This is a genomic window from Streptomyces sp. CA-249302 (assembly GCF_050936785.1).
Lineage (GTDB): Bacteria > Actinomycetota > Actinomycetes > Streptomycetales > Streptomycetaceae > Streptomyces.
In genome coordinates this window covers 10,040,949-10,054,718 of sequence record NZ_JBNJMG010000001.1, presented here as the reverse complement: position 1 = coordinate 10,054,718, position 13,770 = coordinate 10,040,949, and the positions used below count along the sequence as shown (strand labels likewise).

At 72.3% G+C, this 13,770-nt stretch carries 13 protein-coding genes; 10 read left to right on the top strand and 3 right to left on the bottom strand.

All coding sequences use genetic code 11. The annotated features are described in order from the left end of the window. Positions 1-31 precede the first annotated feature (31 nt). The 5 genes from ACQEWB_RS45405 to ACQEWB_RS45385 all read left to right on the top strand — a co-directional run bounded on the left by ACQEWB_RS45405 (position 32) and on the right by ACQEWB_RS45385 (position 4,578). Complete coding sequence (locus ACQEWB_RS45405; protein ID WP_432844347.1) at positions 32-628, top strand: TetR/AcrR family transcriptional regulator; 597 nt, start codon at positions 32-34, stop codon at positions 626-628. 137 nt (positions 629-765) lie between these two features. Continuing rightward, positions 766-2,157 carry a Tat pathway signal sequence domain protein gene (locus ACQEWB_RS45400; RefSeq protein WP_432842032.1) on the top strand — a complete coding sequence of 464 codons (1,392 nt, stop codon included), beginning with the start codon at positions 766-768 and terminating at the stop codon, positions 2,155-2,157. Between the two features lie 74 nt (positions 2,158-2,231). Beyond that, entirely contained in the window at positions 2,232-3,197 is a 966-nt protein-coding gene (locus ACQEWB_RS45395) for an alpha/beta fold hydrolase (RefSeq protein ID WP_432842030.1), read from the top strand. A 45-nt stretch (positions 3,198-3,242) separates the two neighbouring features. Next, entirely contained in the window at positions 3,243-4,094 is an 852-nt protein-coding gene (locus ACQEWB_RS45390) for a helix-turn-helix domain-containing protein (RefSeq protein ID WP_432842028.1), read from the top strand. A 58-nt stretch (positions 4,095-4,152) separates the two neighbouring features. Further along, the gene (locus tag ACQEWB_RS45385) at positions 4,153-4,578 is read left to right on the top strand and encodes a VOC family protein (protein ID WP_432842026.1); all 426 of its coding nucleotides are present in this window, start codon (positions 4,153-4,155) and stop codon (positions 4,576-4,578) included. 21 nt (positions 4,579-4,599) lie between these two features. Here ACQEWB_RS45385 and ACQEWB_RS45380 read toward each other — a convergent pair whose 3' ends face one another. From ACQEWB_RS45380 to ACQEWB_RS45370, 3 genes are all read right to left on the bottom strand, one after another. Next, positions 4,600-5,706: an NAD(P)/FAD-dependent oxidoreductase gene (locus tag ACQEWB_RS45380; RefSeq protein ID WP_432842024.1), complete on the bottom strand. Its 1,107-nt coding sequence runs from the start codon at positions 5,704-5,706 to the stop codon at positions 4,600-4,602. A 221-nt stretch (positions 5,707-5,927) separates the two neighbouring features. Then, on the bottom strand, positions 5,928-7,382 hold the full coding sequence (gene argG, locus ACQEWB_RS45375) for an argininosuccinate synthase (RefSeq protein ID WP_432842022.1): 1,455 nt from the start codon (positions 7,380-7,382) through the stop codon (positions 5,928-5,930). 111 nt (positions 7,383-7,493) lie between these two features. Then, the gene (locus ACQEWB_RS45370; RefSeq protein ID WP_432842020.1) at positions 7,494-8,162 is read right to left on the bottom strand and encodes a TetR/AcrR family transcriptional regulator; all 669 of its coding nucleotides are present in this window, start codon (positions 8,160-8,162) and stop codon (positions 7,494-7,496) included. A gap of 162 nt (positions 8,163-8,324) precedes the next feature. Between ACQEWB_RS45370 and ACQEWB_RS45365 the strand changes: the two genes are divergently transcribed. From ACQEWB_RS45365 to ACQEWB_RS45345, 5 genes are all read left to right on the top strand, one after another. After that, on the top strand, positions 8,325-9,833 hold the full coding sequence (locus tag ACQEWB_RS45365; protein WP_432842018.1) for an MFS transporter: 1,509 nt from the start codon (positions 8,325-8,327) through the stop codon (positions 9,831-9,833). Positions 9,834-9,972: 139 nt separating this feature from the next. After that, positions 9,973-10,902, top strand: a complete 930-nt coding sequence (locus tag ACQEWB_RS45360) for an ABC transporter ATP-binding protein (protein ID WP_432842016.1) — start codon at positions 9,973-9,975, stop codon at positions 10,900-10,902. Next, complete coding sequence (locus ACQEWB_RS45355) at positions 10,902-11,735, top strand: ABC transporter permease (protein WP_432842014.1); 834 nt, start codon at positions 10,902-10,904, stop codon at positions 11,733-11,735. The genes ACQEWB_RS45360 and ACQEWB_RS45355 overlap by 1 nt, the downstream gene beginning before the upstream one ends. A gap of 27 nt (positions 11,736-11,762) precedes the next feature. After that, a complete protein-coding gene (locus tag ACQEWB_RS45350) occupies positions 11,763-13,103 on the top strand; it encodes a sensor histidine kinase (protein ID WP_432842012.1) in 1,341 nt (446 codons plus the stop codon). Next, positions 13,100-13,768: a response regulator gene (locus ACQEWB_RS45345; RefSeq protein ID WP_432842010.1), complete on the top strand. Its 669-nt coding sequence runs from the start codon at positions 13,100-13,102 to the stop codon at positions 13,766-13,768. Before ACQEWB_RS45350 ends, ACQEWB_RS45345 begins: the two co-directional genes overlap by 4 nt. Positions 13,769-13,770: the final 2 nt, after the last annotated feature.

Below are 13,770 nucleotides of genomic sequence, written 5' to 3'. Positions count from 1 at the left end.
CGGAATGTTTCATCGCATGGGGAGGTCGGGAATGGCGGCGGCCGAGCACGGGCCACGCGAGCGCATGGTCTTCAGCGCGGCGCAGCTCATCCGGCGTGACGGGGTCGCGTCGACGGGGATGCGCGAGGTCGCCGCGCACGCCGGGGCACCACGCGGCTCGCTCCAGCACTATTTCCCCGGCGGCAAGGAACAGCTGGTCAACGAGGCGGTGGGCTGGGCCGGCCAGTACGCGGGCAAGCGGATCGCACGCTTCCTGGCGGCTCTGCCCGAGCCGACGCCCGGCGGGCTGTTCGCCGAGATGGTGCGCCAGTGGACCGCCGAATACGAGGCGGCGGGCTTCGCGGGCGGATGCCCCGTGGCCGCCGCCACGGTGGACTGCGCGGAGTCCACCGAGTCCACGCGCGAGGCCGCGGCGGCCGCCTTCACCACCTGGACCGCCCCGGTGGCCCGGGCCCTGACGGACATGGGCGTACCCGAGGCCCGCTCGACACCCCTCGCCACACTCATGATCAGCGCCCTGGAGGGCGCGATCCTCATCGCCCGAGCCGAACGGGACACCCGCGCCCTGACGACCGTCGCCCGGGAACTCGGCCCGCTACTGGACGCGGCGGCCGACCGGGCCGACTGACCCCCTCCCCTTCGGCTGTCACCTCCAACAGCCCCGTACATCACAGACGTTGACCGGGACCCGGCCCGACAGCACAATGAGCGCACGTTCTTGAGAGCGCTCTCAAGCGGTGCCCCGATCACCTCCCGAGGAGACCCATGTCCGGCAGCAGCCAAGGCCCGGTACTCAGTCGGCGCGCGCTCATCGGGGCCGGGGCCGGTGTCGGCGCCGTGGTCCTCGGCGGCGTCGGTGCCGCGTCGGCCCGGGCCGCGGAAGGGGAGGCGTCGGCTCCGCGCCGGGCGGCCGGTTTCCTCGCCGCCGCCATGGACGCGTACCCGGATCACGGCCCGATCCGGCTGGCCCAGAGCTACACCGACCAGGCCGGGCTGTTCAGCACCGCGTTCACCTACGACAACGCCCTTGCGGTTCTTGCCCACTTGGCGTCGCGTACGGCGGACGGGCGAGCGCGGGCCGTGGTGCTCGGCGACGCGCTGCTGTACGCGCAGGCACACGATCCCGGCTATGCCGACGGGCGGTTGCGGCAGGCGTACAACGTCGGGCCGTACACCTTCTACGACGGCTCGGCCCAGCCGCACGGCTTCGTGCGGGCGGACGGTTCGGCGAATGTCGGGACCCAGTTCGGCTTCACCGGGACCGCGGTGGGTGACATGGCCTGGGCCGGCATCGCGTTGGCCGCCCTCGCCGAGCGGACCGGTGAGCGGCGTTTCCTGGCCGGTGCCGTGCGGATCGGGGAGTGGATCGAGCGCACGGGGCGTACCGACGAGCCCTTGGGCGGCTACAAGTTCGGGGTGAACGGGGCGAACGAGAAGCTGCCCTTCACCTCGACCGAGCACAACACCGATCTGCTCGGGCTGTTCGGGCGGCTGGCACGGCTGACCGGGGACCGGGTGTGGCTGGAGCGGCGGGCCCGGGCCGAGGCCTTCGTCGAGAAGATGTGGGAGCCTGCCGGGGGGTTCTTCTACACCGGCACCAATGACGGGGTGACGGTCAACAAGTCGCCCGTTCCCGAGGACACCCAGACCTGGACCCACCTCGCCCTCAACTCCCCTGCCCACGCACGGTCGTTGGACTGGGCCGCGGCCGAACTCGCGGTCCTGGACACGGCCGACCGCCGCAACAGCACGGTGCCGGCCGGGCAGTCGTACGAAGGGGTCTCCTTCAGCTCGGCCGGTCTGCTCGCGAACGAGGACGCGCCGATCGCCGACGGGCAGCCCAAGCCGGACCGCAACGGCGTGTGGTTCGAGGGGACGGCCCATCTGGCGCTCGCCCTGCGCGTCCGACAGGCGCGGGGCGACGAGGCGCGGGCCCGGCGGCTGCTCGCCTCCGTCGAGCGCGCCCAGGAACTGCTCGGCGGTGCCCAGACCTTGGGGGCGAAGGCGGTTCCCGAGCGGTCGGGGGTCGTGTCGGCGAGCAGTCCGCTCGACACCGGTTTCGGCTTCGGCTACTACCCGTACCGGCACACCGGGGCCACCGCCTGGTACCTGCTGGCCGTCTCATGCGCAAACCCGCTGCGGGGCCGGAGCGTCTGAGCGTCACCGCCGAGCTGCCGGTCGGCCAACTGGCGGGCGACTGCCGGAAGATCTTGACACGTATGCTCCTGCACATGGTTGAGCATCGGATGATCGACGTGAACGGGATACGGCTGCACATCGCCGAGGAGGGCGAGGGTCCGCTGGTCGTGCTGCTGCACGGCTTTCCCGAGTCGTGGCACTCCTGGCACCACCAGTTCGCCCCGCTGGCCGCCGCGGGCTTCCGGGTGGTCGCGCCCGACCAGCGCGGCTACGGCCGCAGCGACCACCCCGAGGACGTGACCGCGTACAGCATCCTGCACCTGGTCGGGGACGTCGTCGGGCTGATCCGGGCGCTGGGCGAGGAGCGGGCGTACGTCGTCGGGCACGACTGGGGTGCGCCGGTCGCCTGGCACACGGCGCTGCTGCGGCCGGACGTGGTGCTCGGGGTGGCCGGGCTGAGTGTGCCGCCGCCGTTCCGGGGCTCGGCGCCTCCGCTGGGTGTGATGGAGGAGCGGTTCGACGGCCGTTTCTACTGGAACTACTTCGCCCGGCCCGGTGTCGCCGATGCCGAGTTCGGCCGGGACCCCCGCGCCGCGCTGCGGAAGTTCTTCTACATGGCCTCCGGTGACGCTCCCGGCGCGGGCGAGGGCAGGCAGCCGCTGGTCGATCCCGAGCGGGGGTGGCTCGCCGACCTGACCGACCCCGAGGTGCTGCCCGAGTGGTTCACCGAGGAGGATCTCGACGTGCTCACCGAGAGCTTCTCCGGCGGCTTCACCGGGGCGCTCAACTGGTACCGCAACCTCGACCGCAACTGGGAGCTGACCGCAGCCTGGCACGGCGCCGTCGTCAGCACGCCCGCGCTGTACGTGTACGGCGACCGGGACCTGGTCCCGGCCTTCCCCGGCACACCCGAACTCATCGGGAAACTCCCGGAGTTGATGCCGAACCTGCGGCGGGATCCGGTCAGGCTGGCCGGGTGCGGGCACTGGACGCAGCAGGAGCGGCCGGACGAGGTGAACGCGGCGCTGATCGACTTCCTCACCGAGCTCAGGGGCTGAGCCGACCTCGCTGCGCGATGCGGGGCGGGGCGGGAGAATGGCCGTATGGGTGCCGAGATCGTGGACGAGGGCGTGCGGGTCGCTCCCGCGCCGCCCCTGCGCGGGCTGGTCGGCTGGTACACCGGCTACCGCCAGCGCGGCGTCCCGGAGGGCGTCCACCGGGGGCTGCCGTCGCCGTGGCTCACGCTGATCCTCACCCTCGACGAACCGCTGACCGTCACCGCCCACCCCGACCCGGGCGACACCCCCGGCGACTACGCCACTCTCCTCGGCGGCCTGCATCTCTCGCCCGCCCTGATCCACGTCCCGGGACGGCAGTCCGGCATCCAGGTCGGATTGAGCCCGCTGGGCGCCCGCGTCCTGCTGGGGCTGCCCGCCGGGGAGCTGGCCGGGATCGACGTCCACGCGGACGACGTGCTGGGTGCGGGCGTACGCGAGGTGCATGAGCGGCTGCGGGCGGCCGGCGACTGGACGGCACGGTTCCGGGTCGTCGACGACTGGCTGCTCCGTCGTATGACGCGCGACGAGAGCACCACGACGGCCTTCGCACCGGTCGCCGTCGCGTGGCAGCGGCTCCTCTCCTCCGGCGGGCGGCTGCGGGTCGACCGGCTCGCCGCCGACGCCGGCTTCAGCGACCGGCATCTGCGCAACCGCTTCCGCACGGAGATCGGCATCACGCCCAAGGCCGCCGCCCGGGTCATCCGCTTCGACCTGGCCCGCCGTCGCCTCGCCGCGCGCCCTTCCCTGCCCGACCTGGCGGGGCTGGCCGCCGACTGCGGTTACGCGGACCAGTCGCACCTCGACCGCGAGTTCGCGGCGCTCGCGGCCTGTACGCCGAGCGGCTGGCTCGCGCAGGAGTTCCGAAACATCCAATCCGGGCGGCACCCGACGGCCTGACGCTGATGGTGTCAGCCGGCCGACGGGGCCGGACACCGCGAGACGGAGGCACATCGCCATGACCGGCACACCCGACACCGCCAAGCAGCCGCCCGCCCCGCAGGTCTGGCCGACGCTGCGGGCCCATGACGCCCGCGCCCTGATCCGGTTCCTCGTCGAGGCCTTCGGTTTCGAGGAGACGGTGGTCTACGGCGACGCCGACCTGGTCCAGCACGCGCAGCTCAGCTGGCCCGAGGGCGGCGGCGTCATGCTCGGCTCGGTACGCGAGGAACAGGAACCGGGTACGGGTCCGACCGCGCCCGGTGCGTTCAGCGCGTACGTCGTCACCGCCGACCCGGACGCCGTGCACGCCCGCGCCAAGGCGGCCGGCGCGGACATCACCGACGACCTGCACGTCACCGACTACGGCTCGCGCGACTTCGCGGCCCGCGACCCCGAGGGCAACCGCTGGTACTTCGGCACGTATCGCGGCGAGCCGCGCTGAGCCGGCCTTCCGGACGGCGGTTCAGCCGGCCGTGTAGCCGAGCTGGCGTCTCATGTACGGCGTCAGCAGCTTCTTCGCCTTGGCCAGTACCGAGGTGCGGGCGCCCAGGACCGCGCTCTCGCCGCCCAGCACCGGCACGACGGTCACGCCGTCGGCGGAGCCGAAGGGCACGATCATCGGGGTGCGCTGGACCGGACGGTAGAAGCGGGGCTGCTTGCGGTGCCGGTGGGCGCCGTTGAGGTGGGCGCGGATGTTCCAGGCGGCGAGGTCGGCCTGGGCGAGCGCGGCCGGGGTGATCTTGTGCTCGGTGGCGTCGTTGACGTCGCCGACCGCGAAGACGTCCGACCGGCCTTCGACCCGCAGGGCCCGGTCGACCTTGATGTGGCCGCCGGCGTTGAGCCAGTCGCCGTGGCCGCCCAGTCGCAGCCAGAGGGTGTTGGGTGTGGTGCCGGTCGCCCAGAAGGAGAGGTCGGCGGCGATGACGTTGCCGTACGCGTCCCGGTAGGTGCCGAAGTCGTTTCCGGGCGACATGAAGGAGTCCAGCCGTACCTCCACGTCGTGGGACTCCAGCCACGTCTGCGCCCGGCGGCCGGCCCGCTCGACGCCCGTGGAGTTGAGCAGGGACCGCCCGGAGTGCGCGAGGGTGACCCGGGCGTCGGGGCGGGCCAGCCGGATCTCGGCGCTGAGTTCGACGCCGGACGGGCCGCCGCCGACGACCAGGACGTGCTCGGCGCGGGCGATCTTCTGCTGGTGCCCGGCGAACGACTTGAGCGCCTCGTCCGTGGTGGTGCCGGTGAAGCGGGCCGGTTCCGGGTAGTCGGCGCCGGTGGCGATCACCACCACGTCGTACGGGAGCCGCTCGCCCGTCGCCAGGACGACCTCGCGTTCGACGGTGTCGACGCGGAGCGCCTTGCCGACCACGACCCGGCCGTTGCGCAGCAGTCGGTCGTACGGGATGAACGGGATCACCGACCAGTCCGGGCGGACCCCGGCGCGCAGCGAGGCTATGCGGTGGAAGAAGACGTCCTTGCGGTCCACGAGCGTGACCCGCGCCGTCTCGTCCAGTCGTTTCGCCACGCGGACGCCCGCGTAGCCGCCGCCGATCACCACTATCTCGCCGTCGCGCACAACGCTCTCCCGGGCCGTGTGAGGGGATGCGAGCGCCGTGGCGCGTGGGGCTCCCTCGGCCACTCGACTGCCGACGACCCTATCGCTTGAACTCTAAAGTTGATGTGAGCATGTGTGGGTTTCCCGTGAAGCCTGGTGCGGTTGTTGCCAGTTGACCTACCCGCACGAGGAAGAGGCCGCCCGGTGCCGGGCGGCCTCTTCCTCGTGCGGGCGGTGCGGGGTCAGTCCGTGCCGGCCTCCATCGCGGCGCGGTCGAGCAGCGCCTCGTCCTCGGAGACCTCGCCGCGGGAGGCGATGGCCTCGGCGCCGCCCTCGGGCAGCTCCGGCATGGTGCCGATGAGGCCGGTCGCGGCGGCCTGGGAGGCGCCGAAGGCCGGGCTGCCGGTGCCGATCAGACCGAGGCCGACGTACTGCTCCAGCTTGGCGCGCGAGTCGGCGATGTCGAGGTTGCGCATGGTCAGCTGGCCGATCCGGTCGACCGGGCCGAACGCGGAGTCCTCGGTGCGCTCCATCGACAGCTTGTCGGGGTGGTAGCTGAACGCCGGGCCCGTGGTGTCGAGGATCGAGTAGTCCTCGCCGCGCCGCAGCCGCAGGGTGACCTCACCGGTGATCGCCGAGCCGACCCAGCGCTGGAGCGACTCGCGGATCATCAGGGCCTGCGGGTCCAGCCAGCGGCCCTCGTACATCAGGCGGCCGAGGCGGCGGCCCTCGGTGTGGTACTGGGCGACGGTGTCCTCGTTGTGGATCGCGTTCACCAGGCGCTCGTACGCGGCGAACAGCAGGGCCATGCCCGGGGCCTCGTAGATGCCGCGGCTCTTGGCCTCGATGATCCGGTTCTCGATCTGGTCGGACATGCCCAGGCCGTGGCGGCCGCCGATGGCGTTGGCCTCCATCACCAGGTCGACGGCGGTGGCGAACTCCTTGCCGTTGATCGTCACCGGGCGGCCCTGGTCGAAGCCGATCGTCACGTCCTCGGTGATGATCTCGACCTCGGGGTCCCAGAACCGTACGCCCATGATGGGTTCGACGGTCTCGACGCCGGTGTCCAGGTGCTCCAGGGTCTTGGCCTCATGGGTGGCGCCCCAGATGTTGGCGTCCGTGGAGTACGCCTTCTCGGTGCTGTCCCGGTAGGGCAGCTCATGGGCGACCAGCCACTCCGACATCTCCTTGCGGCCGCCGAGCTCCGTCACGAAGTCCGCGTCCAGCCAGGGCTTGTAGATGCGCAGCTGCGGGTTGGCGAGCAGGCCGTAGCGGTAGAACCGCTCGATGTCGTTGCCCTTGAAGGTCGAGCCGTCGCCCCAGATCTGGACGTTGTCCTCCAGCATCGCCCGCACCAGGAGCGTGCCGGTGACGGCGCGTCCCAGCGGGGTGGTGTTGAAGTAGGCACGGCCGCCGGAGCGGATGTGGAACGCGCCGCAGGTGAGCGCGGCCAGGCCCTCCTCGACCAGCGCGGCACGGCAGTCGACCAGGCGCGCGACCTCGGCACCGTAGGTCTTCGCACGGCCGGGCACCGAGGCGATGTCGGGCTCGTCGTACTGGCCGATGTCGGCGGTGTAGGTGCACGGGACGGCACCCTTGTCGCGCATCCACGCGACCGCGACGGAGGTGTCGAGGCCGCCCGAGAAGGCGATGCCGACGCGCTCGCCGGCGGGCAGGGAGGTGAGGACCTTGGACATAGGAAGAGTATGCACGATTACGCATGACCATGCAAAGCCCCTGTGGTGAGCGTGACTCGGAGAAGGCGGGCGCCGCCGACCGTGTGGCGCACACGGCGATCGTCCGCCCCCTCAGCCGCGACCCCCCGGCGCCGTCGCCAGCAGCCCGTTGATCACCAGCGTCGCCAGGGTCTCGGCCCTGGCGGTGAGTTCCCCGGGCGACTCCGCCTCGGGCGAGCGGCCCAGGCGGCGGGCCAGCGGCACCTCCACCATGCCGCCGATGGGGCCGATGATGGCGAAGAACAGCACGTCCATCGGGACCGGTGCCATGCGCCCGGAGGCCACCAGGCGTTCGATGTTCGGCACCACGGTCTTCAGGGCCGGCGCGATGTAGCGCTCGTAGACGTAGTCCAGGCGCTCGGTGTCCCGGGAGAACTCGTCGACGAAGACCCGGCCGAGCTGGGGCCTGACCACCGAGGTGCGGTAGAGCGCGCTGACGAACCGGCGCAGCTGGTCGGCGTCGTCGGCGGTGGGATCCGTCTCGGGCATCAGCGCGAACTGCGCGCCCATCGCGGAGTCGACCACGGCGCGCCAGAACGCCGCCTTGGACCCGTACCGGTCGTTGATGAAGTTGTGGCTGACGCCCAGGCGGCGGGCCAGCTCGCGGGCGGAGGCCCGGTCGTAGCCGAGTTCCGCGAAGGCCTCGAGCCCGCGCAGCAGGATGCTCTCCTCGTCGGGCACCGCGGGCGAGTCCGCGCCCGGACGTCCGGGCCGCCGTGCGGATTCGGCTCGTGCTCCCACTGATACCTCCATGACTCCTGGCGGGGCGGTCCCGCGACCATCGTAGGGATCCCGGAACCCACTTGACACCTGTCAGATTAAATCTAATCTGACAGGTGTCAGACAGTCGCGCACCGCTTCCGGTGCTCCCTCTTCCCTTCGCGCCCTCTCGGGAGATCCGCCATGTCCCAGACCTCCGCCGACACACCGGGCACGGCCGCCGTGTCCACGCTCCCGTCCACGGATCCACCGCCCCGGCACCGCTGGTGGATCCTCGCCGTCATCGGCGTCGCCCAGCTGATGGTCGTGCTGGACGCGACGATCGTGAACATCGCCCTCCCCTCGGCCCAGAAGGACCTGGGCTTCTCCGACGGGGACCGGCAGTGGATCGTCACCGCCTACGCGCTCGCCTTCGGCAGCCTCCTGCTGCTCGGCGGACGGATAGCCGACCTGTTCGGCCGCAAGGTCACCTTCCTGGTGGGCCTGGTCGGCTTCGCCGCCGCCTCCGCGGTGGGCGGCGCCGCGGCGAGCTTCGAAATGCTGGTCGCCGCCCGCGCCGTGCAGGGGCTGTTCGGCGCGCTGCTCGCGCCGGCCGCCCTGTCGCTGCTGACCACGACCTTCACCGACGCGAGGGAACGCGCCAAGGCCTTCGGGGTGTACGGCGCCATCGCCGGCGCGGGCGGCGCCATCGGGCTGCTGCTCGGCGGGGTGCTGACCGAGTACCTGGACTGGCGCTGGACCCTGTACGTCAACCTGGCCTTCGCCGCCGTCGCCTTCGTCGGCGGCGCCCTCCTACTGAAGCGCGCCACCCGCGACAGGTCCGCCACGATCGACGTCCCCGGTGCCGCGCTGGTCGGCGGCGGACTGTTCTGCCTGGTCTACGGGTTCTCCAACGCCGAGAGCCACGACTGGGGTTCGGTGGCCACCTGGGGCTTCCTGGTCGCCGGAGCCGTACTGCTCGCCGCGTTCACCTGGTGGCAGACCCGTGCCGCCCGTCCGCTGCTGCCGCTGCGCGTCCTGCTCGACCGCAACCGCGGCGCCTCCTTCGTCTCGGTCCTGATCATCGGCGCCGGCATGTTCGGTGTCTTCCTCTTCCTCACCTACTACCTTCAGCAGAGCCTCGGCTACACGCCGATCAAGACCGGTCTGGCCTTCCTGCCCATGGTCGCCGGGCTGATGCTCGCCTCCACGCTCGCCTCGACCGCGCTGATCCCCCGCTTCGGCCCCAAGCCGGTGGTGCCGCTGGGTATGGGCGTCGCCGCCGCCGGCATGGTCTGGCTGACCGGCCTCGACCTGAACAGCACCTACGCCACGAGCATCCTGCCGCCGCTGATCGTGGCGGGCCTCGGGCTCGGCCTGGTGATGGCCCCGGCGATGAGCCTGGCCACCGCGGGCGTGGCCGCCGAGGACGCCGGTGTCGCCTCGGCCGCCGTCAACACCATGCAGCAGGTCGGCGGCTCCCTCGGCACCGCCCTCCTCAACACCCTGTCCACCAGCGCCGCCGCCGACTACCTGGTCGGCCGCAACCCCAAGGACCCCGCCGTCCTCGCGCAGGCCGGACTGCACGCCTACTCCACCGCGTACTGGTGGTCGGCCGCCTTCTTCGCCGCCGGTCTGCTCGTCAGCGTGCTGCTGTACCGGCGCGGTGTGCCGGACACCGACCCCGACGCGGCGCCCGTCGTGCACATGTGAGGACGACTGGTACCGCGGTACCACTGGGGCGCCGAAGTGTCCCCCGTGGTCCCAGGGCCGCCGTCGGCCGCGCTCGTAGCTTCGGAGACGGAAGCCGCGGCGCGGCCGCGGTCTTGCGAGAGTTCAGAAGGGGCCACCCATGATCGAGGCACGCGAACTGACCAAGCGGTACGGGGACAAGACGGTGGTCGACCACCTGAGCTTCACCGTGAAGCCCGGCGAGGTGACCGGCTTCCTCGGCCCCAACGGCGCCGGCAAGTCCACGACCATGCGCATGGTCATCGGCCTGGACTCCCCCACCTCGGGCTCCGTCACCGTCAACGGCCACACCTACGCCAGGCACTCCGCGCCGCTCCAGGAGATCGGCACCCTGTTGGAGGCCAAGTCCGTCCACCCCGGACGCACCGCCTTCAACCACCTCATGGCGCTGGCCCACACGCACGGCATCTCGCGCGGCCGGGTGGACGAGGTCATCGAGCTGGCCGGCCTCACCAGCGTGGCCGGCAAGCGGGTGGGCGCCTTCTCCCTCGGCATGGGCCAGCGGCTCGGCATCGCCGCGGCCCTGCTCGGCGACCCGGCGATCGTGATGCTGGACGAGCCGGTCAACGGCCTCGACCCGGAGGGCGTGCTGTGGGTGCGCAACCTCCTGCGCGGCCTCGCCGACGAGGGGCGGGCGGTCATGCTCTCCTCGCACCTGATGGGCGAGACCGCGCTGATCGCCGACCACCTGGTGATCATCGGACGCGGGCGGCTGCTCGCGGACACCACCGTGGACGACTTCGTCCGCGAGGCCGGGGGCGGGGGCGTGAAGGTCGCCACCGCCGAGGCCGTGCGGCTGCGTTCGCTGCTGGCCGGTCCGGAGGTGACGATCACCTCCTCGTCCGACGAGGAGCTGCTGGTGCTGGGGCGGGACGCCCGGGAGATCGGGGCGATCGCCGCCCGGAACGGGGTGGCGCTGTACGAACTCACCTCGCAGTCCGTCTCGTTGGAGGAGGCCTTCATGCAACTCACGCACGACGCCGTGGAGTACCAGAGCGCTCCCGCCGAGACCGCCCGGAGGGCCGCCTGATGACCGCCGCCGACCTCACCGCGGTGCCCGCCCCCAGGACGGCGCACAAGGTCACCGCCCGCCGGGTGCTGCGCTCGGAGTGGGCCAAGTTCTGGTCGCTGCGCTCCAGTTGGATCACCCTCACGGTCGCCGTGGTCCTGCTGATCGCCTTCGGTGCGATCGCCGCCGCCACCTACAGTCCCGACGCCACCGCGACCAACGGGCCGCCCGGCCCGCGCTCCGGCGACCAGGACGCCGTCAGCCTGGCCCTGCTCGGGGCGACCTTCGCCTCGCTGGCCGTGGGCGTGCTCGGGGTGCTGCTGTCCGCGGGCGAGTACACCACCGGCATGATCCGCTCCACGCTCGCCGCGGTCCCGCGCCGGCTGCCGGTGCTGTGGTCCAAGGCCGCCGTGATCGGGCCGATCGCGCTGGTCCTCACCACGCTGGCCGCGCTGGCCGCGTTCCAGCTGGGCACGCTCGGCCTGGACGGCGAGAAGATCGCGCTCTCGCTCGGCGACGACGGTGTGCTGCGCAGCCTGGCCGGGGCCGGTGTCTACCTCGGCCTGGTCGCGGTGTTCGGCGTGGCGCTCGGCATGCTCCTGCGCTCCTCGGCCGGGGCCATCGCCGTCCTGGTCGGCGTCCTGCTGATCCTGCCCGGTCTGGCCTCGCTGCTGCCCGACTCCCTGTACGACAGCATCAACCCCTACTTCCCGAGCAACGCGGGATCGGCGATCTACGCCCTGCACCAGTCCTCGGACGCGCTCTCGCCCGGGGCGGGCCTCGCGGTCTTCGCCGGCTGGGTGGCGCTGGCGCTCGCCGGAGCGGCCGTCCGGCTGCGGCGGACCGACGCCTGACCTGCCCGTACGAGCACAATGGAGACCATGAGCCGGGACCACAGCCCCCGGGGGACGGTGGATGCGCCGTCCCCCGGGCTCGACGATGCCTGGGACCACCCGGTGCTCGGCCGGCTGTTGCGCGGCCAGAGCCGTCACCGGCTGATGGACAGCCGGTATCCGTGGCTGATCGACACCGTGGTGGTGCTGGTCGTCGCCCTGGTGAGCCTGCCCGACCTGCTCGCCCACAGCAGCAAGGGCCCGTTCGGGGAGGTGGACAACAGCGGCGGTCTGCCGACCGCCGTGCTGTGCCTCTTCGCGGCCGCGCAGATCGCGCCCTTGTGGTGGCGGCGCAGAGCCCCGGCCGTCACCTTCTTCACCATCCTGTCGGTCTCCGTCGTCGAGTGGTCGCTGGGCGTGTGGCAGCAGGCCGGACTGAGCGCGCTGGTCGCCCTGTACTCGCTGGCCCTGCGCGGCTCCCTGCGGGCCCTGGGCTGGGCCGCCGCGCTGACGGCGGCCGGGCTGACCATGGCCGTCTGTGTCCTGGTGCCCGTCCAACACCCGGTCCTCGGCCTCTTCTTCATGCTGTGCACCGCTACGGCGGCCATCGCCACCGGCCTGACGCTGCGCATCCGCCGCCTCTACCTGGCGGCCCTGGAGGACCGCGCCACCCGCCTGGAGGTGGAACGGGACCAGCGGGTACGGCTCACCGCGGCCGCCGAACGGGCCCGCGTGGCCCGCGAGATGCACGACATCGTCGGCCACAACCTCTCCGTCATGGTCGGGGTCGCCGACGGCGCCGCGACCCTCGCCGCCAACCGGGGCGAGAGGTCCACCGAGGCCCTGCGCATCCTCGCCGACACCGGGCGGCAGGCCATGGGCGAACTGCGCCGGGTGCTGGGCGTCCTGCGGGAGGACCAGGAGTCGGAACGGCCGCTGAGCCCCCAGCCGGGCATCCGCGACCTGGACCCGCTCCTCGCCCGGGTGCGCGCGGCCGGACTGGCGGTGACCTACCGGACGGTTGGCGACCTCGACGCGCTGGGCAGCGGCGTGCAGCTCACCGTCTACCGCATCGTGCAGGAGGCACTCACCAACACGCTCAAGCACGCCGGCCCGGGCGCCGCCGCCGAGGTCACCGTGGCCGCGGACGCCGGCGCCCTGCGCATCCGGATCACCGACACCGGCGTACCGCCCGACACCCGAAGAGAGACGGAGCCTGCGGGCGAGCCCGGGCACGGTCTGGTCGGCATCCGTCAGCGGGCCGCCATGTACGGCGGAGACGTCACCGTCGGCCCGCGCGCGGGTGGACCCGGCTGGCTCGTGGACGTCGTACTCGACGTACCGTCCCAACGCCCCCTGCCGCCCGAAGGAGAAGAAGTCCTGCCGTGACCACCGTCCTGATCGCCGACGACCAGCCCCTCCAGCGGCTCGGCTTCCGCATGCTCCTGGAGGGCACTCCCGGTCTGACCCCGATCGGCGAGGCCGGGCACGGGGCCGAGGCCGTCCGGCTGGCCGCGGAACTGCGGCCCGACGTCGTCCTGATGGACGTCCGTATGCCCGGCATGGACGGGCTCGAAGCGACCCGGCGGATCGTCGCGGGCGGCGGCCGTACCCGCGTGCTCATCGTGACGACCTTCGATCTCGACGAGTACGCGTACGCGGGGCTTCGGGCCGGTGCCAGCGGGTTCCTGCTGAAGGACGCCCGCCCCGAGGAGCTCGTCGCGGGCATCCACGCGGTCGCCACCGGCGACGCCGTCGTCGCCCCGAGCCTGACCCGGCGGCTGCTGGACGCCTACGCCCACCAGGTCCTCGCACCGTCCGACACGTCCCTGCCGGAAGACCCTCGCCTCCAGACCCTCAGCGACCGCGAGCGCGAGGTGCTGGTCGCCATCGGCCGGGGCTGGACCAACGCCGAGATCGCCGAACGGCTCGTGCTCACCGAGTCCACCGTGAAGAAGCACGTCGGACGCGTCCTCGCCAAGATCGGGGCACGGGACCGCATCCAGGCCGTGATCCTGGCCTACGACGCCGGGCTGGTACGGGCGAAGCCCTAGAG